This is a genomic window from Amycolatopsis sp. GA6-003 (assembly GCF_046267895.1).
Taxonomy (GTDB): domain Bacteria; phylum Actinomycetota; class Actinomycetes; order Mycobacteriales; family Pseudonocardiaceae; genus Amycolatopsis.
In genome coordinates, this window is the sequence record NZ_CP176499.1 from 5,106,322 (window position 1) to 5,128,714 (window position 22,393).

Genomic DNA, 22,393 nt, shown 5'->3' on the forward strand with positions numbered 1-22,393 from the left:
GGCTCGCAACCGGCGTGTGGGCCAACGGCGTACTCTTTTCGGCCCAACCCGGACACCCCAGGTGAGCACTGCGCGTGATAGTCAGGTCCAGTGACCCTAGACGACCTCACCCAGCGCCTCCGCGACTTCGCCGCCGCCCGGGACTGGGAACCGTTCCACACCCCGAAAAACCTGACGATGGCCCTGTCCGGCGAAGTAGGCGAGCTGATCGCCCTGTTCCAGTGGCTGACCCCGGAGGAAGCCGCGAACTGGCGCGCCGACCCGGACCGGGAGTTCAACGTCCAGGACGAAATCGCCGACGTGATGCTGTACCTGGTCCGGCTGGCGGATGTACTGGGAATCGACCTGCTGGAAGCAGCGAACGCAAAGGTGGACCGCAACGAGAAGCGGTTCCCTCCGCTAGCCCGCTGACCCGGCCGTCGCCCGCTTCGTCTCGTCGAGGTACCAGCCGCCGACCAGCGCACCGACGGCGAACCCGGCCAGCACGATTCCCAGCCCCAGCCCGGCGCCGTCGAACATCGCGGTCACCGTGATGACCATCAGGATCACTCCGATCCCCATCAGCACCTGCCCGAGCAGCCGGTCCCGGCTCGACGGTGCTTTCTGGTGCCTCGGCCGCGGGGCCGGGGCGAATCCCAGCAGCACCGCGGCCTCGTCCAGCCGCGCGACCTGCGCGCCGAGTTCGAGCGCCCGAGCGAGCCGCGGTTCGGACTCGCGCACCCCCGAGTCGTACACCAGGTGCGTGACCGAACCGGTCAGGTTCTTCGCGAGCTGGAAGCCTTCCGACAGCACCCGCGCACGCAACTGGTCCGCGTCCGCCGTCGTCCCGAGCACCAGGACCCTCGTCGGCTTGTTTCCGTTAGTGGTGACCTTGAGATCCACCACAGCGTCCAACGCCCCGAGCGCGTCCGCGACCTGCCGCAGTTCGCGGTACTCGGCGGAGGTCACCACCCCGTCGGCCTCCGCGACGCGGCGCAGCTCAGCGACGAGGCCAGCGTGCACCCGTTGTACCTCCGACTCGGTCATCCCGGCCTCGGCCGCGAGGTCGGCGAGCGCCCAGACCTCCTCTTCGGTCAGGAAGTGGTCGCCAACGGCTTCGGCAAGCAGATCGAGGTACGCCTGCGCGACCGGTCCGTCGTCGCCCGCGGAAACCCGGTCCACGGCCTCGGCCATCCAGCCCTTCTCCGCACCGGTCACCGCCCGGCGCACGGGTGCCGCCCCGCTCGCATACCGCGGCAAGTCCGGAAAACGCACTGGCTGCGGTTGGCGCAGCCCGTGCGTACGGACGAGAGCGAGCATCGCGTGCGCGCACGCCCGTGCGACCGGTTCGGCGAGATAACCGGGGAAGTCTTCGAGGCCGAAGGCGCGGGCGATGGTGGCGAGCCGGTAGTTCGGCAGCGGCAACGCGGCCTGCGCGGTGTCCTTGAGCGAGATCGCCGGCAGCGGGGGCAGCCGGACGCCCAACTGGCTGATCTCAGCGAGGAGCCCTTCCACCGAGGACAGGTCGTGCGCCACGACGATCGCGCCCCGGCACAGCTCGAACAACGGGCTGAGGATGTCTCCCAGGGCCGGCGCGTCAGCCAGCTCCGCCGCGGTGATGCGGTGCGGATTGCGCCGGTTCGCATCCGCGGCGACGACTGTCGCGAACTCGCCGAGAAAAGTCCCGTCTCCGCGAAACCGGATCGCGGCGACCTCCAGGACGCGCCCACGGTGCAGTCCGGTCGTCTTCACGTCGAGCGCGGTGAACTCCGTGCCTTGCGCGGACACCCGTCCGCTCGAGGACAGGGACAGTCGTTCGATCAGGTCGGCCATCGTGGATGCGCTTTCTCCTGGACGGTTCCCTTGACCATCGCGAGAAGCTGGCGAATCGTCACAGGAGGGACGGGAAATGCCGCCTTTGTGACGCATCCGTGACTTCTTCTTCGCTCCCGGCAATCCGGGTTCCCTTGACGCGTAACACTGAACGCCGCTTTTGCGAACACCATTCGGCAGCCACCTCAGGAAGAGGAATACCGAATGGACCCCACGCCCGCGCGCCCCCAGCTGAAATTCCCGGTCTGGCTGACGGTCGTCCTCAGTACCTTCGCGGTTCTTTTCATTCTGGGCGCGGTGTTCGGCAAATCCGCACCGAGTCCGCAGCCGGTTGCCGCACCAGCCGCTCCGCCGTCGACGACTCCGGGAACCACCTCAGCCACTCCGGCACCGGTGACCTACACCGTCGGCAAAATCACCGACGCCGCCAACGTCGAACTGACCGGTTCCGACGGCAGCCATCGCACGGTGCACATCCTCGGTCTCGAGGTGGCGACTGGAAACAACTGCTACGCGAGCGAAACCGTGGTTTGGGCCAACAACAAGCTCGCTGGCGCGGCAGTGAAGATCACCACGGACACCACTGACGGTGTCGCATTGTCCTTGAGCGACGGCAGCGATTACGCGACGGCGGCGCTCTCCGCCGGATACGCCCGGCTGGCTGGCAATGTCGTCTCGGATTCGCTGCGCAACGCGGCGAATTCGGCCCAGCAAGCGGCGGCTGGATTGTGGGCGGAGCCGTGTAAGGGAATGATCACCGCGCCGACGCCGGTGCTGGTGCCCGCCCCTCCGAAGGAAACACCCGCTCCGCCGCCTCCCCCGCGTACGTCCGAACAAGCCGCCCCGCCGCCGGTCGAGGACGCGCCGGAACCCGAACAGCCGAGCAGCGCGTACTACAAAAACTGCGCGGCCGCGAAAGCCGCTGGGGCCGCGCCTCTGCATCGCGGCGATCCCGGCTACCGTCCCGGCCTGGACCGCGACGGTGACGGAGTCGCCTGCGAGCGGTAACGCCTGGTGTCCTGCGGCACGACCGGAAGACGAACCACCCCACGCCCCGTAACCTGGAGATATGCCGATCCAGGTGCTGCTTGTAGACGACCACGAACTCGTCCGGCGGGGCCTGCGCGACCTGCTCAGCGACGAGGCCGACCTGGAGGTGGTCGCCGAGGCCGGGAGCGTCGAGGAGGCGCTCGCGGTGGCCATGCACGTCGAGCCGGACGTCGCGGTCGTGGATGTTCGCCTCGGGGACGGCGACGGCATCACGCTCTGCCGCGAGCTGCGGTCCAAGCCGAATCCGCCGGCCTGCCTCATGCTCACCGCGTTCGACGACGAGGAGGCCATGGTCGGCGCGATCATGGCGGGCGCCTCGGGTTATCTGCTCAAGCAGGTTCGCGGCCAGGACGTGGTGAACGCGGTCCGCGAGGTCGCCGCCGGCCGGTCGCTGCTCGACCCGGTCAGCACCGCTCGCGTGCTCGACAAGCTGCGCCATCCGCCGACCGACGAGCTGGCCGCCCTCACCGATCGCGAACGCGACGTACTGGAGCTGATCGGGCAGGGGCTGTCGAACCGCGAGATCGCCGAACGTCTTTTCCTCGCCGAGAAAACGGTGAAGAACTACGTGACGTCCGTGCTCGCGAAGCTCGGCATGCAGCGCCGCACCCAGGCCGCGGCGTGGATTGCCCGCCGCGGCAAGTGAATCAGCTTCCCGCGACGGCGCGACCGTAGCGTTCGGACAGCAACCGCAGCAGCGGGATCAACTCCGGCGGCGATTCGACGGTGAAGTCCATCCGCAGCATTCCACTGTAGACAGCCACGGTGTCCAGGCTGTCCGCGCCGGTGACGAGCACGCAGTGGTCGTCGTCAATGGGTTCGACGACGCCGACCGCCGGGTTGATCCGGGCCAGCACCTTCTCCGCCGGGGCGTCGATGCGCAGGCGCGCGTGCACGAGCCAGCCGCTCGCCGCGATCGTGCGCATCGCGAAGGCGGTGTAATCCCCGCCGGGCAAGGGATTCGGCTCGAACCGGCGGCGGGTCGGCATCCGCGGCCGCATCAGGTCGACGCGGTAGGTCGCCCAGCTGCCGTCCTGCGGATCGCGGGCGACCAGGTACCACCGCCGTTGCCAGCTGAGCAGCCGGTACGGCTCGACCAGCCGCAACTCGTCCGCGTAGTCGAACCGGAGCCATTCGACGTGCCGGATCGCCCGCGCGACCTCCTGCAGTACGGCACCGTCGACCTCCGGATCGGGCGCGTCGGTGCCGGTGTTCTCCGGCCCGCGGTCGATCGTCGACCGCAGCGCGTCGACCGTCGGCCGCAGCCTCGACGGCAGGACCTGTTCGAGCTTCGCGAGCGCTCGCGTGCCCGCCTCCTCGATCCCGGAGATGCCCGCCGCGGCCCGCAGCCCGACGGTGACCGCCACCGCCTCCTCGTCGTCCAGCAGAAGCGGCGGCAGCTTTCCACCGGAGCCGAGCCGGTAGCCGCCGACGTTCCCGCGCGTCGCCTCGACGGGATAGCCCAGGTCACGCAGCCGTTCGACGTCGTTCCGGATCGTCCGGGCCGAGACGCCCAGTCGCTCGGACAGCTCCCTGCCACTCCGCCCGGCGGCGGTCTGAAGGAGAGCGAGAAGCGCCAGCAACCGCGCCGTCGGATCAGCCATCGAAACTCCTTATTCAATTAGGAAGTAATTTAGCCTAATAGCCTCCTAGTGTCCTTCTCATGACGAACGCAACCGCCGCCCTCGCCCTCCGCCCCTTCACCGTCGAGACCACCGACGCCGAACTCGCCGACCTGCACGACCGCCTCGCCCGCACCCGCCTGCCGCAGCCGTCGCCGACCGACGACTGGGACGCCGGCACCCCGAACGCCTACCTGCGGACGGCGCTCGAAGCGTGGCGAGCCTTCGACTGGCGCGCCGCCGAAGCGCGGATCAACTCCGTCCCGCACTTCACCACCGAGATCGACGGCCAGACGTTCCACTTCATCCACGTCCGCTCCGCCCATCCCGGCGCGACGCCGCTGCTGCTCGCGCACACCTACCCCGGCTCGTCGGTCGACTACCTCGACCTGATCGACCGCCTCGTCGACCCGGTCGCCCACGGCGGCCGCGCCGAGGACGCGTTCGACGTCGTCATCCCGGACGCGCCCGGCTACGGCTTCTCCCAGCCCGTCGCCGAATCCGGCTGGACAGTCGCCCGCGTCGCCGCCGCGTACGACCGCCTGATGCGCGGCCTCGGGTACGAGAGCTACGGAATCCACGGCTCGGACAACGGCGCGATGGTCGCCAGGGAACTCGGCATGCTGAACCCGGACGGTTTCCTGGGCCTGCACGTCCTGCAGCTGTTCTCGTTCCCGTCCGGCGATCCGGCCGAATTCGAACGCCCCGAGCCGGCCGAGCACGCCGGTCTCGCGCACATGCAATGGTTTCAATCAGTCGGTGGCTACAACACGATGAACGCCTCGCGGCCGCAAACGGTTTCCGTCGGCCTCAGTGACTCCCCGATCGGATTACTCGCCTACAGCGAGCTGTTCAACTCCTTCGGCAACGGAACCTCGCTCGTACCACTGGAAACCATCCTGCTGGAGGTGAGCGTGAACTGGTTCGCCAACGCCGCTTCCGGGATGAGCCGCAGCTACCTGGAGAACGCCCGCGCACAGGCCGAGCCGCGGGTGAGCGACGCGCGCACCGGGGTCGCGGTGTTCAAAGACGACTTCCAGACCATCAAGGCCTTCGCCGAACGCGACAATACGAACATCGTGCACTGGAGCCGCTTCGAGGAAGGCGGGCACTTCGCGGCGATGGAGCGCCCCGACCTGCTCGCCGGCGACCTTCGCGCTTTCTTCGCTAACCGCGACTGACCTTTGCTGAATCCGCGTCCGAACCCCGCCCGCGTTGCTGCGGACGGGGTTCTCGGCGTTCGAGACGGAGCTGTGGGTAGCCGACTTCCGGAGAGCGGTTCACCCAATTGAGTGCCGAATGGATGTTCGATTCTTCGCTACCATGGGGAACGGCTCGGTGGCAGGCGGACGAAATCGAGGAAGGAGCGTGTTCGATGACTCGTGAAGGCTGAATCTCTTGGTGCGCGGTGTGTTCACAGCGGTGGGTTCACAGCGGCGCGAGGGTGAGACAGCGTGTTTGCTGCGAGCGATTCAGGACAAACGCAGACGCAGTGCGTGCACTGCGGTTCGAGGCAGCGGATTCGAGACGGCGGTTGCGAGGCAGCTGATTTCAGTGCGGGTTTCAGGCAGCGAGTTTCGAGGTGGCACGCCTGAAACCGCGCTAGGCCGAGGTGGTATTTCGGTACTGCGCTAGGTCGCCGCGACGCGGGGTCGACGACACAGTGCAGAGCTGCGCGAATGGCATAGCTGTGCGGCTGGCGTGACGGGTCCGAGGCAATCGGCAGTTCGGTGCGATGTGGTTACCGCGACGTGCGCGCGCGGCGCGGTAACTGCCGCTTCAGACTCGGCGGATCGCGGAGTATTGCCTTGCAGGCCAAGACAATACGGCTACCGCGGTCGGTGCCGCGCGGGCCGCGAGCCTCGAGCCGCGAGCACCGAGCCGCGAGCTGGTGCGGCGTCCTGGCGGGCGTACCGTCGCAGCCTGCGACGAGAGCCCTAGCGCTGCGGTGTCGACGCTGCCGTGTCGACGCTGCCGTGTCGACGCTGCCGGTTACTGATCGACGCTGCCGATCGCTGCGCTGCCGGCTACCTCCGATCGCTGCGCTGCGGTTCACCTGCGAAACCCCTGTGCAGCAACGCGATCGCCGGAACGCTCACTCCAACGGCAGATCAAACGCGACCAACGTACCCAAACTCGGCGAGGAATTGAGGAAAAACCGGCCACCAGCAGCGTCCGCACGTTCGGCGAGATGCCGCAGCCCCCGGGTCGCCACCCCTTGCGGCACCCCGGATCCGTTGTCGCGCACGCGAAGCTTCACACCCTCCGCGTCGCGGGTCAGCGTCACGCGGGTTTCGCTCGCGCCGGAGTGCCGGACCACATTGGACAGTGCCTCACGCAATGCGGCGCGGATGTGGTCGGCTCGCTCGGCGGGGATGTCGGCGAACTCGCCGGACAGCTCCAGGGTCGGCGGATATCCGAGCAGTTCGCCGGCGATGCGCACTTCGCCGCGCGCGGATTCGGCGAGGTCTGTCGGGCTGCCGGGGTCGTGGCGCGGTTCCGGGGAGCGCAGTGCGCGCACGGTGCCGCGGATTTCCTCGATGGTCTGGTCCAGCTGGTCGATCGCGTCGGACAGCCGGGCCCCGTCGGCCTGCGCGAAGCGTTTCCGCATGTTGCGGCGGACGCGGTCCAGCTGCATGCCGGTGCCGTAGAGCCGTTGCACGATCACGTCGTGCAGTTCGCGAGCGATGCGTTCGCGCTCTTGGTAGAGGGTCACGCGATGCCGCGCGTTCGCGCCCTCGGCCAGCGCGAGCACCACCCCGGCCTGCGCCGCGAACGCCGCGAGCATCTCGACCGTGCCCGCGGAAAACGGCTCGCGCCCCTGCCGCCGGTACACCGTGAGCGCGCCAAGCACCCGCCCGCCGGACCCGAACGGCGCGGCCGCGAACGGCCCGTACCCGCGCAGTTCGTCCGGCACATACGGGGCCGTGCGCGGATCGACGATGAAGTCCTCCGCCGCGATCGGCTCACTGCCACGCGCGACCTGGCCCGCCGCGGACTCCATCTCGAGCGTCAGCCCGCGCAGCCCTCCGACCGGCCCGCCTTCCGCGTCGCCCGTCGGCCCCTCGGCGAGCAAGCCGTCGACCCCGTAAGCCGCCTCGACCACGACCCGCCCGTCGTCAGCACTGACCATCGCCAGGCCAAGATCGGCGTCCGCCAGCTCGACGGCCCTGGCCACGACAGTTTCCAGCACCCCCTCCGGGTCGTCCCCGGACAGCGCGGTGCTGGTGATCTCCGTGGCCGCGGAAAGGGCACGCGCGGCAAGTGTCGGGTCCATGAGCAACTCCGACCTTAGCGCGGTGCCCTGCCCCAGACCCGAAATCGTGACCGTCACCAACAACCCTCCGTCACGCCGCCACCCGAGGCAACGCCCGCCGCACGACGCGCCCGTCCCGCACCTCGAAAACGACGTCCGCTTGCAGCTCTTCGTCCGCATTGTGCGTTACGTGCACGACCGTCCGTCCAGCAAGCTCCGTACGCAACGTCGCCCGCAACGCCCGAGCCGTCGGCTCATCAAGATGCGACGTCGGCTCGTCAAGCAACACCAACTCCGCCGACGAAGCCGCCAGCAACGCCCGCGCCAAGGCGACCCGCTGAGCCTGCCCACCGGACAACCCGGCCCCGGCGCTGTCGAGCACCGTCGCCAAATCCAACTCCGGCAACTGCGCGAGATCCAGCACCCGCCGCAACTCGGAGGTCTGCGCGAGAGGATCCGCGAGCCGCAAATTCTCCGCCACAGTGGTCGAAACAAGCATCGGCTCCTGAGGCGCCCAAGCCACCTTCGCGGGCACGACCACCTCACCCCGCCGAGGCTGAAGAAATCCGAGCAAAGCCGCCACCAACGTAGACTTCCCAGCCCCACTCGGCCCGACAACCGCCACGTAGGCTCCAGCCGGCACGCTCAAGTCGACGTCCTTCAACACCGCTTCCCCGCCGGGCCACCCCAGCTCGGCACCCCGCAACCGGATCGCGGCTGGGCCGTCCAACCCCGGCTCACCCGCAGCCTGCCCGACGCCAGACGCGGCCTCATCCCCCGCTCCCGCCGGTCCAGCACCGCACCGGACCCCGGCCTGGCCGTCTAGGCCCAACGCGCCAGCAGACTGACCGACGCCGGACTCGGCCTCGTCCCCACCCGACCGGACCACAGCTGCACGACCCAGTCCCCGCTCACCCGCAGACCCGCCCCGCGCACCCACAACCGTGCGAACCGCGTTCTCGCGCACGTCCTCTACCCCGGCAAGCCCCGTCGAGAGCTGCCCGCCGCCGACCGCCGCAGCGTCCGACCTGCGCTGACCGCCCCGTGCCGTCTCGCCAACCCCGCCAGCAGCCGCGAGCCGCGCCCCGCCGTCTTCCGCAGCCTCCGGATGCATCCAGCCCTCGAGCCCGCCAGAACCAGTCGCACCCTGCGCCGACGCGCCCACCACCGCACCCAGCCGGACCCGAGCCGCCCGCAATGTATCCCAGTGCACTGCCGCTGGGGGCAGCAGCGCCAGCACCTCCGCCAGCGCCAACGGCACCAACGCCAGCAGCGGAGCCATCACCCCCGCCAACTCGCCCCGGCCGACCGCTCCCGCGGCCAACATCGTGCTGATCACCGCGGCCGCCCCGGTCGCCAGCGTGATCAGTGCGTCCGCCGCCCCTGCGCCGAAGGCCTGCCGTCGGGTGTCGGCCGCCAGTTGGGTGTCCGTCGAAGCGAGTTCGCGACGACGCGCAGCCGCCCGGCCGTAAGCGAGTAGCTCCGCCGCCGACGAGAACAGCACCAGCACTCGCGCCGCGACGTCACGTCGTCCGGCTGCGAGCGCCGAAGTGGCTCGTCGTTCCAGGCGCAACGCGACCGCCGGGGCCGCCAAACCCACCAAAACCGTCAAGGCCAGCACCAAACCGGCCGACGGCAGCACCATCGTCTGCACCGCGATGGCCCCAGCTGCGACCAACCCGACCACGATCGGCGGCGACACGACTCGTGGCAGCAAATCCCGCACCGTGTCGACGTCCGTCACCAATCGCCGTTGGCTCTCCCCGGCTTCGAGGCTGCGCGCCGGACCCAAGCGCACCAACGCGTTCCACAACCGGACGCGCAACCGTCCGGCGATCCGGAAGGCGGCGTCGTGCGTCACGAGCCGTTCGACATACCGGAGTCCGGCTCGGCCCAGTCCGAAGGCGCGCACCCCGACGACCGCGACCGTCAAGGTCAAAATCGGTGGCTGCAACGACGCTTTGGCGATCAACCAGCCAGAAGTCGCGGTAAGGGCGATCCCGGCCAGGAGCGCCAAGGCACCTAACAAGGCACCGGAGAACAGCCGCCGGTCGAGCAACATCCGCCAGGGAAGCGGTGGCGCGTCTGCACTGTCCGAAGTGGACTCTGCTGCTGCCGTGGGAGAGGAGTCCGAAACGGTCACTGCGGCAGAACGTTCGTGCGCAGCGATGACCGCCGCGGCACCGTTTTCGACGGCTCGCTCGACGGCGTCCAGCACCCGCCGCGCGTTGACGTCGTCGAGGTGCGCGGTCGGCTCGTCCAGCAGCAGCAACCAGGCGCCCGACTGAACCCGCAGTAGCGCCCTAGCCACGGCGACGCGCTGGCGTTGTCCCAACGAGAGCCGGTCGACGGGACGATCGGCGAGACCGTGCAGGCCCAGTTCGCCGAGCATGGCGTCGACGTCCGAGCCCGCGACCGCGAGTTCTTCCCGCACTGTGCCGCCGCTGAAAACCGGCGACTGCGGGACCCACGCGATCCCGGCGCGCCACCGTTCGAGGTCGGCTTCCGCCAGCGGTACGTCACCGGCCTGTACCGACCCATCGTAGGACGGTACGAAACCCAGCAGTGTCGCGAGCGTTGTCGATTTACCGCCACCGCTCGGGGCGCGCAGCCATACGAGCTGGCCGCGCCGGACGGAGAAACTCTCGCCGTCGGGAGCGAATCCGCCGCGCCGGGCGACTTTTAGGTCGGACACAACCAACGATCCACAGGGGGCGGTCCGCGTCCCTTCGGCCGGGACCGGTTCCGCGAGCACCGCGGTCACCCGGCGGACCGCTTCCACACCGTCCTCGCTTGCGTGGAACGCCGCGCCGACCGCACGGATCGGCTGGTAGCACTCGGGAGCGAGAATCAACACGCCGAGTCCGATCGCCAGCGGGAGCGATCCCGACACCAGCCGCACGCCGATCACGACAGCCACCAACGCGACCGACAACGTCGCCGCGAGTTCGAGCACAAACGCCGAAGAGAACGCGACCCGCAACGTCTTGAGCGTCGCACGACGGTGCCGTTCCGACAGTTTCCGCACGGTTTCGGCCTGCGCGTCGGCCCGGCGGAACGCGGTGAGCACCGGCAACGCCCGCACCAGTTCGAGCAGCAGGCCGGACATCCGGTGCACCGCGTCCGTCGCGCCGGATACGCGGTCGGCGGTGAATTTTCCGACCAGGACCGCGAACATCGGCAGCAGCGGGACCGTCGCGGCGATGATCACCGCCGACGGCCAATCTGTCCACAGGATCGCCGCGCCTGCCGCGAGCGGGACGACCGCGGCGGTGACGAGAGCGGGCAGGTACTCGCGGAAGTAGGAGTCGAGTGCGTCGAGGCCGCGGGTGACGAGCGTCGTGAGTTCGCCGTGGCCGCGCCGGGCGAGCCATTCCGGGCCGAGGCGCAACGCGTGGTCGACGACGCGTGCGCGCAGGTCGCGTTGCGCGGTCGCGGCGGCGCGGGCGGAGACAACCCGCACCGCCCAGCTGGTGCCCGCGCGGCCCACGACGAGCGCGAACAGAGCAGTCAACTGGACGGTGCGGCCCCCTTCCCCCAGCCCCCGGGAGACGATGTCCGCGAGGAGGTCCGCTAGCAGAAAAGCTTGTCCGACAAGGAAAACCGCGTTCCCGAACGACAGCACCGCGACCAGGATCAACGCTCGGCGCGCGGCCGGACCCAGGGCCGAGAGCGCGCCGAGCGGACCCTTGCCCGGCCGCGCTGGGTCCAGGGTGGACCTCGTGGCGGAAAGGGGTGCGCGGCCGGGAAGCTTCGTCATGGTGCGTGCACCGCCGGGATGTGCTGGACGCCGATGCGCTTGCGGAAAACCCAGTAGGTCCAGCCTTGGTAGATCAGCACCGCCGGTGCGCCGAACGCGCCGACCCAGGTCATCACCGTCAGCGTGTAGTGGCTGACCGCGCTGTTCGTGATGGTCAGCGAGTGCGCCGGGTCCAATGTGGACGGAAGCACGTTCGGGTAGAGCGCGCCGAAGAAGGTCACCGCGGCGGCCGTGATGACGACCGCGAGCGCGGCGAATGCCTGCCCGTCGCGGTCGACATAGAGCCGCAGCCACGCCACCACCGCGGCGAGGATGACGATCACCAGCGAGAAGAGCGTCCACAGTTTGCCTTCGCGGGCCTGGACGACCACGAGGAACGCGACCAGCGGCAACAGTCCCACCGGAAGGACTCGCAGCGCGATGGTGCGCGCCCGTTCCCGCAGGTCACCAGTGGTTTTCAGGGCCAAGAACGCCGCGCCGTGCACGAGCGAGAACCCGACGATGGCGACCGCGCCCAGCAACGTGTCCCACCGGACCGACTCGAACGGCGAGCCGACGCGGTTGCCCTGCGCGTCGAGCGGAAGGCCGAGCACGGTGGTCGCGAGCAGGAGCCCAACGCCCAGCGGCGGAATCCACGAACCGATGATGATCACGCGGTCCCAGACGCGCCGCCACCGTTCGGAGTCGACCTTGCCGCGGTACTCGAACGCGACGCCGCGGCCGATGAGCGCGAGGAGGACGAGCAGCAGCGGGAGGTACGCGCCGGAGAAAAGCGAGGCGTACCAGCCGGGAAATGCGGCGAAGGTCGCACCGGCCGCGACGATCAGCCAGACCTCGTTGCCATCCCAGACCGGCCCGATCGTGTTGACGAGGACGCGGCGCTCGGTGTTCGTCTTCCCGAGGACCGGCAGCAGCATCCCGACCCCGAAGTCGAATCCTTCGAGGAAGAGATACCCCAGCCAGAACAACGCGACAATCGCGAACCACAGCGTTTCGAGTGTCATGTCCACGCACCTCGTCCGGCGCTTGCCGGGATCATCCGGTCGGCCACCGGGTTGTCCCCACGATGGCCCTGAGTTATCCACAACCCGCCGAGTTGTCCACAGATTTGCTGTGGGTAACCCGCGAGAGCCACGACGCGATTACGCTGGGTACGGGGCGTCCCCCCGGTGAGGGTGGGGGCTGCGTACGCGCGGGAGGGGGTTGGGGCACAAGTTCGCGTCGGTTGGTGCAGCGGGGTGCCGTGAGCTGGGGTGAGGGCGTTCGGTGCCGCGGCCGGGGGCGCGAAGGGGTGCGGCGCGGCGGCGGAGCGGGCCAGCGGGGCGACGGATCTGTGCGCTGCGGCGGCGGGTCGGTCCGCGGTGGCGATGGGGCGGCTCGGAGCAGCGGTGGAGCGGCGCGCGGCGGTAGCGAATCGGGTCGGAGCGGCGGGCGGTCGGGCCGAAACTGCGGCAGAACGGTCTGGCACAGCGGCACAGCGGCCCACGGCGACACCAAAACGACCCGAAGCCACCGCCGGTCGGGCCACAGCCGCGACGGAACAACCCGGAGCGGCGACATAGCGGCCCACGGCGACGGCAAAGCGGCCCGGAGCGGCGGCCCGTCGGGCCGCAAGCGCGACGGAACGACCCGGACCAACGTCGCCGCGGCCCACGGCGACACCAAAGCGACCCGAAGCCACCGCCGGTCGGGCCACAAGCGCGACGGACCGGCCCAAAGCGGCGGAACGACCCGAAGCAGCGACGAAGCGGCCAGCAGCGGTCCCGCATCGACCCGGAGCAGCGACCGACCGGCTCGCAGCGTCAGCGAATCGGCCCGGAGCGGGGACCGGCCGGTCCGGCTCGACAGCGAACCTTCGGCCCAAACCGGCAGCGAACCTCCGACCCAGCCCGGCAGCGAACCTCCGGCCAACAGCGGCAGCCAACGCGCGACCCAAACCGGCACCGAACCGACCCGAACCAACAACCGGTCCACCCAACACAACCGCCCCCAAGACCCCACCCCACAGCATGTCCACCTCCACCCCCTTCATCTCCATCCCGGCACGCAGTTCAGACCCCGGCCAGGCCAGTGGAGCGGGCCGCGCCCAGACCCGGCCCTCCGGGTCTTCTGGCGGCACCCCGGCCCGCTCCACCGGGTCAGTAGGCGAACGAAAGCGCCTGGTCATCGGAATCCTCGGAATCATCGGAGTCGGAGCCAGAGCCGGAGCCAGACCCGGAGGAGGAGGCAGCAGCAGGCGGCATCACCGCGTCCACCCCGCCCCGGATGTACTTGCGCATCAGGTACAGCTCCACCACGCCCAGCACCGCGTACAGCACCGTCAGCGAGATCAGCGACGTCAGGACCTCGCCGACGGTCAGCTTCGACACCGCCTGCGCGGTGAACATCCACATGCCCTCGACCCCGGTCGGATTGGGCGCCACCACGAACGGCTGCCGGCCCATCTCGGTGAAGATCCAGCCCGCGCTGTTGCCGATGAACGGCGTCGCGATGCCCCCGAGCACCATCAGCGGGAACCAGCGTCCGCCGGGGATCCGGCCTCGCCGGGTGAGCCACAGGGCCAGCAGGCCGATGCCCGCCGAGATCGCGCCGAAGCCGATCATGATCCGGAAGCCCCAGTACGTCACCGGCAGGCTGGGCACGTAGTCGATCGGCTTCCCGGCCAGCGAACCGAGCGCCGGGTCGTCGGGGTAGTTCGTGCCGTATTTCGCCTGGTATTCCGAAACCAGGTTCTCCACGCCCTTGACCTCGGTCGAGAAGTCATTGTGCGCCAGGAAAGACAGCAGCGCGGGCACGTTGAAAGTCTTGACGTCCTCGCAGTTCGCGTTGGCCACGTCGCCGATCGCGATGATCGAGAAGCTCGCCGGCTTTTCCGTATGACACAACGCTTCCGCTGATGCCATCTTCATCGGCTGCTGCTCGAACATCAGCTTGCCCTGCATGTCGCCGGTGATCGCCAGCACCGCGAACGCCACCACGCCGACCCAGCCGCCAAGCCGCAGCGACGAGCGCCAGACCTCGCGGTGTTCGTCCGAAGCCGACCGCCGCCGCCACAGGTGCCAGCCGGCCACGCCGACCAGGAACGCCGCCGCCACTGAGAACGCGCCGGCGAGCGTGTGCGGGATCGCGGCGAGCGCCGTGTTGTTCGTGAGCACCGCGCCGATCGAGTTCATCGTCGGCTTGCCGTTCACGAATTCGACGCCGACCGGGTGCTGCATCCACGAGTTCGCGGCGAGAATGAAGTACGCCGAGGCCATCGTGGCCAGCGAGAACGCCCAGGCGCAGGCCAGGTGCACGCGTTTAGGCAGCCGGTCCCAGCCGAAGATCCACAGGCCGAGGAACACCGACTCGACGAAGAACGCGAGGAGGCCTTCCATCGCCAGCGGCGCGCCGAACACGTCGCCGACGAAGCGGGAATAGGCGCTCCAGCTCATCCCGAACTGGAACTCCTGCACGATCCCGGTCACCACGCCCATGGCGAAGTTGACGAGCAGCAGCTTGCCCCAGAACTTCGTCATCTTCAGGTGCCGCAGTTCGCCGGTGCGCACCCAGGCGGTCTGCATGGCCGCGACCAGCACCGAAAGTCCGATGGTCAGCGGGACCATCAGGAAGTGGTAGACGGTGGTGATGCCGAACTGCCACCGCGCGAGCTCAAGGACATCCACGTGTCCGATCCTCCGCGCGCGCACCCGCCCCAGCCAGTTCAACACGTCCTGAACTCACCGGGACCAACGTCCCACCGACCTGCTGAAACCCCCGCGCGGCGAGAACCTCGCGGCTACCCCCGAGCAGGTGGCGTTCAGCGGGTTTCCTCGACCAGCCACGACAGATAGCGCGGGCTGCCGCCGACGATCGGCGTGACGATGACCTCGGGCAGGTCGTAGGGATGCCGCACGTTCAGGAACTCCTCCAGCGCGCCGGAGCGGTCCGCGGCCGTCTTGCACTCGACCCGCCATTCGGCCGCCGTCTGCACCTCGCCTTCCCACCGGAAGACGCTGGTGATCGGCCCCACGATCTGGGCGCACGCGGCGAGCCGGGCCTCGATGGCGCTCGCGGCGAGGGTGCGCGCGGCGGCCTCGGAGTCGACGGTGGTGGTCACGACGACGTGGTCAGCAGACATGACCCGCACCGTACCGCAGCCGGAAAACAGAATTCGGCGCACCGAAAAAAATTATCCGGCAACCCGGCGGCGAGCATTCTGCAATCCTGATCAGGCAATTCGCGAAACCCATCAGCTTGCGGTTTTCTGAATCTCCCCTTTATCGTTGCAGGGAAAGGGGTGAGCACGAACCCATGTCTCCCGCATTGATCGCTCTGTTCAGCGCGTTTGGCCTGGTACTGGCCGTCGAGCTGCCGGACAAGACGCTCGTCGCGACCCTTGTGCTCACCACCCGTTTCCGCGCCTGGCCGGTATTCGCCGGGGTGTGCGTGGCGTTCGCCGTGCAATGCGTGATCGCGGTCGCTTTCGGAAGTCTGCTCACGCTCCTGCCGGAAACTCTTGTTTCGGTGCTGGTCGCCGCGATGTTCGGCGTCGGCGCGTTCCTGCTGCTGCGCGAGGGCTTCAGCGAGGGCAGCGAGGCGGGCGAGGACGCGTCGCGGTCCGGTCCGGGGCCGGTGTCGTTCCTGCGCTCCGCGCTCACGTCGTTCGGCGTGCTCTTCGCCGCGGAGTGGGGCGACGCCTCACAGCTGGCGACCGCGGGTCTCGTCGCGCGCCTCGGCAATCCGTTCGCGGTCGGCCTCGGCGCGTTCGTCGCGCTGGTCTCGGTCGCCGGGCTGGCGGTGTTCATCGGCGCGAAGATCCGCGACCGGATCCGCCCGAAGCTGATCCAGCGGGTCGCCGGGTTCGTGTTCGCCGGTTTCGCCGCGTTCGCGCTGGCCCAGCTGCTCTGGTAACCGCCGCTTCACAGGAACGCCAGGTAACCTCTTCGGAACCCCCGAACGAGGACCAGGTGAACCCCCGGTGACGCCATGGCCTCCGCCATGACCGCCGAGGAGCGCCCGTGCCGACCACCTCCCGCGCCGCCGTGTCGCCGGTGTCGCCGGTGCACGGCAGGCTCGCGCTGGTCGGCATCGGGGTGGCCGTGGTCATCGCCACGGACCTGCACCTGCGGCTCTCCTCGCAGATCAGCCCGATCTGGCAGACGCTGTCGGAGTACGTCTACGGCAGGCTCGGCGACCACTCCGCCGCGCGGCTGTTCGCCGTCATGTGCCTGGCCCTCGCGCTCGGCTCGCTGGCGTTGCTGGCCGGGCTCGGCAAAGCCCGCCGCTCGCCCGCCGTCGTCGTCCTGCTCGGCGTGTGGTGCGCCGGCCTGACGATCTGCGCGACGGTCCCGGTCGACCCCCACGGCGAAGCCCGCTCCTTCGACGGCCAGCTCCACAACGCCGCCGCCCTCGCCGCGTTCCTCGCGCTCCCCACGGCGGCCTGGCTGCTGACCCGCCGAGGCGGCCGCTCGTGCCCGTGGGAGCCGCGCCGCACCACGATCCGCGGGCTGGCCGTCGCGAGTTTCGCCAGCGTGGCAGTGGTGCTGGGCGGCTTCGTGTTCACGCTGATCACCGGGCCCGCGCAGCAGGAAGTGACGCTCGGGTTGTTCGAGCGGCTGCTGTTCACGGTCGACCTGGCGCTGCTGCTGACCATGGTCCGGCCGCTGGTCGCCGCGTCCCGCCGCTAGATCCGCAGCACCTCAGCGAGCTTCAAAGCCGCCTCCACCGTCAACGGCCCCACCTCGTCCGAGTCCAACGGCTCCAGCGAGATCACCCCGACACTCGCCCGCAGCCCCGCCACCCCACGCACCGGCGCGGCGACGCCTGAAGCACCAGCCTCGATCTCCCCGGTCGAAACGCTCCACCGATCGGTGCCGCCCGGCCGCAACGCCATCGCCCGGCCCGCGGCACCCGCGGCGAGCGCGTGCCTGCTGCCGACCCGGTACGCCACGTGGTAGCTCGTCCACGACGGCTCGACCACCGCGACCGCCTGCGCGTGCTCGCCCTGGGCCACCGTCAGATGCGCCGTAGCGCCGACTTTCTCGGCCAGCTCGCGCAACACCGGCCGCGCGGCCTCCCGCAGCTGTGGCAGCACCTGACCGGCCAGCCGCAGCACTCCGACGCCGAGCCGCACCTTCGTGCCGTCTCGCCAGATCAGGCCGCGTTCGGCCAACGGCACCAGCAGCCGGTACACCGCCGCGCGGCTCGCCCCGATGGCCACCGCGAGTTCGGAGATGGTCGCCGCCTGCTCGCCCGAATCGGCCACCGCCTGCAGCAGCGCCAGACCGCGGTCGAGGGTCAGCGACCCCTCCCTGCTCACAACAGCCCGAGTTCACCCAGGTCGGCCACCGGCTCGGCGAACGACGCCGCCGCGTACGACCCGAACAGCTCCCGGACCGCCTTCGCGGCCGGCTCCGGCAACGCGCGGGCTTCGTCCGCGAGCGCCTTGCCGTCGGTCGATTCCAGCGCCGCGCGGACGTCGCCGCCGGAGAGGCAGCGCGCCGACGCGACAAGCAGGTTCAGGAAGCCGTGGTGCGTGAAGCCGGTCTCCGGATCGACGTGCCGGACCGCGCGGTGCAGGCTGTTCGTCGCCTTGAACGACGCCCCCGGCGAACCGCTGACCACGGACAGGAAGTCGGCGACCTCGTCCACGCTGGGGAAGTTCTCCCCGGCCTTGCCGCCGCAGCGGATCTTCGGCCAGCTGCCGTGCTCGATCACGTTGCGCACGCCGTCCAGCCAGCCGACGCCGCGGCGCGGTTCGACCACCCGGATGACGTCCTCGGGCACGAACTCCGAAACGCGTTCGAGCCACACCTCGTCGACGTCGGACGGGGCGGGCATCTCCACCATCCGCAGCGACAGCAGCTCGCTGCGCGATTCGACGATCGAGATCGCCTTCGGAACGCCGCCGAGCCCGGTGTCGATGATCAGCGACAGCGGCAGCGGCTCCTTGGGCTTGATCTTGATCAGCTCGGTGATCAGCTCCGGCAGCCGCGAGGCCTGGCACAGGAAAACCCCGAGCACCCCGGCGTGTTCCCCGGCGCGCGATTCGAAGTGCGCGCGCAGCGCCTCCGGCATCGCGACGTCCGCGGGCGGGAAGAGCGCCGAGTCGTCGACGAGCCGCGCGAACAGGGGAGGAATTCCACGGGGGCCGGGTGGCGTGAGTTCCACAGCGCTTGACACGACTGACACGCTAGTAGCGTACGGCAAGGGGACAAAATCGTTCGCTCTGCGGACGCTTATTCAGGGCCTTCCCCACCGGGAGCGACCGGTCCGCTCAGCCGAATCCGCCCGCCCCCTTCGCTCAGCCGATCCGCTGACCAGCGTTTTCCCGTCCCGTGGGTGATCTTCGCGCGCACCCTTCCCTTCCCGCGTCAATTCAGGTTAGGCTCACCTAAGTAGGAGGTGAGCCGTGACCGAGGCACCCGTATCCGTGCGCCGCCCGCCCGCGCCGAACCCCGCCGAACGCGCCAAGACGATCGCGACCCGCGGCGGGCCGGCGACGATCATGCCGACCGTCGAAAGCGCCGGCTGCGAGGCCGAACGCGTCGAGCCAGTCCTGCACCACGTGCACCACAGCGGAAGCGTCAGCATTCTCCTGCCGGACGAGCACCCGATGGTGTCCGCGTCCCGGCAGGCTCAGCGCGGCGAGCTCGCCGTCATGGTCGAGCTCGCCGACCACGCCCCGGTGGCGCTGCGGGAACCGGTCCGCGGCCTGCTGTGGATCACCGGATGGCTCCGGCCGCTGACGGCGGTTTCGGCCCGCGCGCGTGCGGTGTCGATCGCGCAGCAGCGGCCGGACCACCGGCTTCTCGACGTCGGCCACGGCCTCACGCTGCTCCGGCTCACCCCGGCGTCGCTGGTCCTCGCCGACGCGGAGGGCACGCATTCGCTGCGGCCGCACATGTTCAGCGCGGCCCCGCCGGACCCGTTCCACGACTACGAGGCGGAATGGCTGCGGCACCTGGAAAGCGACCATCCGGACGTGGTCGAACAGCTGGCCCGGCACCTGCCCGCGGACCTGCGCGGCGGCCGGATCCGCCCGCTCGGCCTCGACCGGTACGGCCTGCGCCTGCGCGTGGAATCGACGGCGGGCGACCACGACGTCCGCCTCGCGTTCTCCCGCACGGTCGACAGCCCGCCGCAGCTGGCCGCCGAACTACGGCGGCTGCTGGGCTGTCCCTTCCTCCGCCACCAGCACGGCGAAGCCTGACCGCCGGTGAGGGGAGACCTCAGTCGTCCGCCAGCTCCGGAGGGAAGCCGCCGGTCGCGATCGGTCCCCACCGGTCGATCGTGATCCGGATCAGGCTCTTGCCCTGTTTGCGCATCGCCTCGCGGTACTCGTCCCAGTCCGGGTGCTCGCCGGAGATGCTGCGGAAGTAGTCGACCAGCGGCTCGACCGAATCCGGCAGATCGAGCACCTCCGCGGTCCCGTCGACCTGCACCCACGGGCCGTTCCACTCGTCCGACAGCACGCACACCGACACCTTCGGCTCGCGCCGGAGGTTGACCGCCTTCGCGCGCTTCGGATAGGTCGCGATGACGATGCGGCCCTCGTCGTCGACGCCGCAGGTGTTCGGGGACAGCTGGGGCCGCCCGTCGGCGCGGGTGGTCACCAGGATCGCGCGGTGACGCGGTTTCAGGAACGCGACCAGTTCGGCGCGCTCGACCTTCGTGTTGGTGGCGATAGTCCTCGGCATACCTCGACGGTAGCGTGCGTTCATGCGCACCACAGAGCGTTCCGGAGGGCCGTCGGGCCTGCGTTCCTGGCTCAATCCGGCACTTCCGGCGTTCCCGGCTCCGCTCACCGACCCCGGGCAGCGGCGGGCGGTCAAGATCGAGCTGGTCCTCGTCTTCGGGATCACGCTCGGGATGTCCGGCGCGCGCAGTCTGCTGTCCCTTGTGGACTCTCTGTTGCGGCCGACCCCGTTGGCACAGCAGCAAGTGCAGCTCAACGTCCCGCGCGCCGCGGCGAGCCTGCTGGACCTGCTCCAGCAACTGCTCAGCGCCGCGCAACTGGTCGGCTGGGGCGGACTCGGGCTGTACCTGCTGTGGCGGGCCGGGCTGAAACTGCGCGAAATCGGGCTGAGCCGGCGCATCCGCTCCGACGCGCTCATCACCGTCGGAATCGCCGCGCTGATCGGCATTCCCGGGCTCGCGCTGTACTTCGTCTCGTATCACCTCGGATTCAGCCTCGCGGTGCAACCGTCCACTTTGGGCGATACCTGGTGGCGGCCGATCGCGCTGACGCTTTCCGCGTTCGGCAACGCTTTCGCCGAGGAAGTGCTCGTGATCGGTTACCTGCTCACGCGGCTGCGGCAACTCGGCGTGCGCGAGAACGCGTCGCTGTTCGGCGCGGCGGTCCTGCGCGGTTCCTACCACCTGTACCAAGGGTTCGGCGGGTTCGTCGGCAACCTCGTGATGGGCCTGGTGTTCGGCCGCGTGTGGCAGCGGACCAACCGGCTGTGGCCGCTCATCGCCGCGCATACTTTGTTCGATGTGGTGTCCTTCGTCGGCTATTCGTTGCTGAAAGGCCGTCTTTCCTGGCTCCCGTGAGGCCCGCTCATTAGGCTCGCACTTCGTGAGCGAGACGAGCGAAACGACCGCACCTCCCCGGGTGGACAGCGAAGTCGGGCCTCTTCGGGCAGTCCTGCTGCACCGGCCGGGAAACGAGCTGAAACGGCTCACGCCCCGCAACAACGACAAGCTCCTTTTCGACTCCATCCCCTGGGTGAGCCGGGCCCAGCAGGAGCACGACGCGTTCGCCGACGTCCTGCGCGGCCGCGGCGTCGAAGTGCTGCTGCTGGCCGACGTTCTCCGCACCGCGCTGGAAGACCAGCGCGCGCACGCCGCCGGGGTGCACGCCGCGGTGGACGACCGCCGCCTCGGCGCCGACCTCGCGGACTCCCTTAGGTCGCACCTAACGAGCGTCGACGCGCCCACGCTCGCCGAAGTCCTGATGGCGGGCATGACCTTCGAGGAGCTGCCGTCCGCCGAGGGCGCGTCGCTGGTGCGGATGATGCACCATCCGCGCGACTTCGCCGTCGATCCGCTGCCCAATCTGCTCTTCACCCGCGATTCGTCCGCGTGGATCGGCGACCGCGTGGCGATCTCGTCGCTCACCATGCCCGCGCGGCGGCGGGAAACGGCGCTGCTCGACCTCATTTACGCCTACCACCCGCGATTCCGCCACGCCGCCCGCGCGTACGGCGCGCATTCCGCCCCGATCGAAGGCGGCGACGTGATGCTGCTGGCTCCCGGGGTGGTCGCGATCGGCGTCGGCGAACGGACGACTCCGGCCGGCGCCGAATCGCTCGCTCGCTCCGTATTCGCGGACGGACTCGCGCATACCGTTCTCGCGGTTCCGATCGAACAATCGCGCGCGACAATGCATCTCGACACGGTATGCACGATGGTCGATGTCGACGCCGTCGTGATGTATCCGCTCGCGCGCGATTCCCTGACCGCGTTCACCCTCAAACCGACCGGCGACGGCGGCGTGAAAGTCGCCGGCCCGACGCCGTTTCTCGAAGCCGCCGCGGAAGCGATGGAGATCGACCGGCTGCGGGTGATCGACACCGGCCTCGACCCGGTCACCGCCGAGCGCGAGCAGTGGGACGACGGCAACAACACGCTGGCACTGGCCCCGGGCGTGGTCGTCGGGTACGAACGGAACGCGGAGACCAACGAGCGGCTCACCGCGGCGGGCATCGAGGTGCTGCCGATCACCGGGTCCGAACTGGGGTCCGGCCGCGGCGGCCCGCGCTGCATGTCGTGTCCGGTGCGCCGTGATCCCCCGCCGAAGCGGCGCTGAGCCGTCGCGAGGGAAGTTAGCCTTCCTTAATAAGGGCGCACACATTAAGGGAAGGCTAACCAAAATAAGTGTTTCCTTCTTGAGGAATGGTAACCCTA

Annotated in this window: 19 protein-coding genes; 9 read left to right on the forward strand and 10 right to left on the reverse strand. The window is 69.6% G+C overall.

What is annotated here, in order from left to right:
- Positions 1-90 precede the first annotated feature (90 nt).
- Positions 91-411, forward strand: coding sequence for a nucleotide pyrophosphohydrolase (locus F9C12_RS22910; protein WP_409461802.1), 321 nt, complete (start codon positions 91-93; stop codon positions 409-411).
- Here F9C12_RS22910 and F9C12_RS22915 read toward each other — a convergent pair.
- The gene (locus tag F9C12_RS22915; protein ID WP_409461803.1) at positions 400-1,812 is read right to left on the reverse strand and encodes a 3'-5' exonuclease; all 1,413 of its coding nucleotides are present in this window, start codon (positions 1,810-1,812) and stop codon (positions 400-402) included. The two genes, F9C12_RS22910 and F9C12_RS22915, sit on opposite strands and share 12 nt — an antisense overlap.
- 204 nt (positions 1,813-2,016) lie before the next feature.
- Between F9C12_RS22915 and F9C12_RS22920 the strand changes: the two genes are divergently transcribed.
- Positions 2,017-2,820: an excalibur calcium-binding domain-containing protein gene (locus tag F9C12_RS22920; RefSeq protein ID WP_409461804.1), complete on the forward strand. Its 804-nt coding sequence runs from the start codon at positions 2,017-2,019 to the stop codon at positions 2,818-2,820.
- A gap of 61 nt (positions 2,821-2,881) precedes the next feature.
- Positions 2,882-3,508, forward strand: coding sequence for a response regulator (locus F9C12_RS22925; protein WP_009085782.1), 627 nt, complete (start codon positions 2,882-2,884; stop codon positions 3,506-3,508).
- A 1-nt stretch (position 3,509) separates the two neighbouring features.
- On the opposite strand, the gene F9C12_RS22930 is transcribed toward F9C12_RS22925, so the two are convergent.
- Positions 3,510-4,466, reverse strand: a complete 957-nt coding sequence (locus F9C12_RS22930; protein WP_409461805.1) for a helix-turn-helix transcriptional regulator — start codon at positions 4,464-4,466, stop codon at positions 3,510-3,512.
- 59 nt (positions 4,467-4,525) lie between these two features.
- On the opposite strand from F9C12_RS22930, the gene F9C12_RS22935 reads away from it, so the two are divergent.
- A complete protein-coding gene (locus F9C12_RS22935) occupies positions 4,526-5,665 on the forward strand; it encodes an epoxide hydrolase family protein (protein WP_409461806.1) in 1,140 nt (379 codons plus the stop codon).
- 914 nt (positions 5,666-6,579) lie between these two features.
- On the opposite strand, the gene F9C12_RS22940 is transcribed toward F9C12_RS22935, so the two are convergent.
- The 5 genes from F9C12_RS22940 to cutA form a co-directional block, all read right to left on the reverse strand.
- The gene (locus tag F9C12_RS22940; RefSeq protein ID WP_409461807.1) at positions 6,580-7,761 is read right to left on the reverse strand and encodes a histidine kinase; all 1,182 of its coding nucleotides are present in this window, start codon (positions 7,759-7,761) and stop codon (positions 6,580-6,582) included.
- 70 nt (positions 7,762-7,831) lie between these two features.
- Positions 7,832-11,500, reverse strand: a complete 3,669-nt coding sequence (cydD, locus tag F9C12_RS22945; protein WP_409461808.1) for a thiol reductant ABC exporter subunit CydD — start codon at positions 11,498-11,500, stop codon at positions 7,832-7,834.
- Positions 11,497-12,504 (reverse strand): cytochrome d ubiquinol oxidase subunit II, encoded by a 1,008-nt coding sequence (cydB, locus tag F9C12_RS22950; protein ID WP_409461809.1) that lies wholly within the window; start codon positions 12,502-12,504, stop codon positions 11,497-11,499. The genes cydD and cydB overlap by 4 nt, the downstream gene beginning before the upstream one ends.
- 1,134 nt (positions 12,505-13,638) lie before the next feature.
- Entirely contained in the window at positions 13,639-15,165 is a 1,527-nt protein-coding gene (locus F9C12_RS22955) for a cytochrome ubiquinol oxidase subunit I (protein ID WP_409461810.1), read from the reverse strand.
- Positions 15,166-15,299: 134 nt separating this feature from the next.
- A complete protein-coding gene (cutA, locus tag F9C12_RS22960; RefSeq protein WP_409183918.1) occupies positions 15,300-15,620 on the reverse strand; it encodes a divalent-cation tolerance protein CutA in 321 nt (106 codons plus the stop codon).
- 173 nt (positions 15,621-15,793) lie between these two features.
- Here cutA and F9C12_RS22965 point away from each other — a divergent pair, with 173 nt between their 5' ends.
- Complete coding sequence (locus F9C12_RS22965) at positions 15,794-16,393, forward strand: TMEM165/GDT1 family protein (protein WP_409183919.1); 600 nt, start codon at positions 15,794-15,796, stop codon at positions 16,391-16,393.
- 107 nt (positions 16,394-16,500) lie between these two features.
- A complete protein-coding gene (locus F9C12_RS22970) occupies positions 16,501-17,169 on the forward strand; it encodes a DUF998 domain-containing protein (protein ID WP_409461811.1) in 669 nt (222 codons plus the stop codon).
- Here F9C12_RS22970 and F9C12_RS22975 read toward each other — a convergent pair.
- Both F9C12_RS22975 and F9C12_RS22980 read right to left on the reverse strand, forming a co-directional pair.
- A complete protein-coding gene (locus tag F9C12_RS22975; RefSeq protein ID WP_409461812.1) occupies positions 17,166-17,801 on the reverse strand; it encodes an IclR family transcriptional regulator in 636 nt (211 codons plus the stop codon). The two genes, F9C12_RS22970 and F9C12_RS22975, sit on opposite strands and share 4 nt — an antisense overlap.
- A complete protein-coding gene (locus tag F9C12_RS22980) occupies positions 17,798-18,652 on the reverse strand; it encodes a hypothetical protein (protein ID WP_409186824.1) in 855 nt (284 codons plus the stop codon). Before F9C12_RS22980 ends, F9C12_RS22975 begins: the two co-directional genes overlap by 4 nt.
- Positions 18,653-18,893: 241 nt before the next feature.
- Here F9C12_RS22980 and F9C12_RS22985 point away from each other — a divergent pair, with 241 nt between their 5' ends.
- The gene (locus F9C12_RS22985) at positions 18,894-19,694 is read left to right on the forward strand and encodes a DUF2470 domain-containing protein (protein ID WP_409183922.1); all 801 of its coding nucleotides are present in this window, start codon (positions 18,894-18,896) and stop codon (positions 19,692-19,694) included.
- A gap of 19 nt (positions 19,695-19,713) precedes the next feature.
- Here the strand turns inward: F9C12_RS22985 and F9C12_RS22990 are convergent, their stop codons facing one another.
- Positions 19,714-20,181 (reverse strand): PPOX class F420-dependent oxidoreductase, encoded by a 468-nt coding sequence (locus F9C12_RS22990; protein ID WP_409183923.1) that lies wholly within the window; start codon positions 20,179-20,181, stop codon positions 19,714-19,716.
- Between the two features lie 22 nt (positions 20,182-20,203).
- Here F9C12_RS22990 and F9C12_RS22995 point away from each other — a divergent pair, with 22 nt between their 5' ends.
- The gene (locus F9C12_RS22995; RefSeq protein WP_409461813.1) at positions 20,204-21,037 is read left to right on the forward strand and encodes a CPBP family intramembrane glutamic endopeptidase; all 834 of its coding nucleotides are present in this window, start codon (positions 20,204-20,206) and stop codon (positions 21,035-21,037) included.
- A gap of 61 nt (positions 21,038-21,098) precedes the next feature.
- The gene (locus F9C12_RS23000) at positions 21,099-22,295 is read left to right on the forward strand and encodes an arginine deiminase (RefSeq protein WP_409467055.1); all 1,197 of its coding nucleotides are present in this window, start codon (positions 21,099-21,101) and stop codon (positions 22,293-22,295) included.
- Positions 22,296-22,393: the final 98 nt, after the last annotated feature.

Coding starts and splice junctions, on each gene's coding strand:
- F9C12_RS22915 (WP_409461803.1), bottom strand. CDS start 1,812: ATGGCCGACCTGATCGAACGACTGTCCCTGTCCTCGAGCGGACGGGTG.
- F9C12_RS22920 (WP_409461804.1), top strand. CDS start 2,017: ATGGACCCCACGCCCGCGCGCCCCCAGCTGAAATTCCCGGTCTGGCTG.
- F9C12_RS22925 (WP_009085782.1), top strand. CDS start 2,882: ATGCCGATCCAGGTGCTGCTTGTAGACGACCACGAACTCGTCCGGCGG.
- F9C12_RS22930 (WP_409461805.1), bottom strand. CDS start 4,466: ATGGCTGATCCGACGGCGCGGTTGCTGGCGCTTCTCGCTCTCCTTCAG.
- F9C12_RS22935 (WP_409461806.1), top strand. CDS start 4,526: ATGACGAACGCAACCGCCGCCCTCGCCCTCCGCCCCTTCACCGTCGAG.
- F9C12_RS22940 (WP_409461807.1), bottom strand. CDS start 7,761: ATGGACCCGACACTTGCCGCGCGTGCCCTTTCCGCGGCCACGGAGATC.
- cydD (WP_409461808.1), bottom strand. CDS start 11,500: ATGACGAAGCTTCCCGGCCGCGCACCCCTTTCCGCCACGAGGTCCACC.
- cydB (WP_409461809.1), bottom strand. CDS start 12,504: ATGACACTCGAAACGCTGTGGTTCGCGATTGTCGCGTTGTTCTGGCTG.
- cutA (WP_409183918.1), bottom strand. CDS start 15,620: ATGTCTGCTGACCACGTCGTCGTGACCACCACCGTCGACTCCGAGGCC.
- F9C12_RS22965 (WP_409183919.1), top strand. CDS start 15,794: ATGTCTCCCGCATTGATCGCTCTGTTCAGCGCGTTTGGCCTGGTACTG.
- F9C12_RS22990 (WP_409183923.1), bottom strand. CDS start 20,181: ATGCCGAGGACTATCGCCACCAACACGAAGGTCGAGCGCGCCGAACTG.
- F9C12_RS22995 (WP_409461813.1), top strand. CDS start 20,204: ATGCGCACCACAGAGCGTTCCGGAGGGCCGTCGGGCCTGCGTTCCTGG.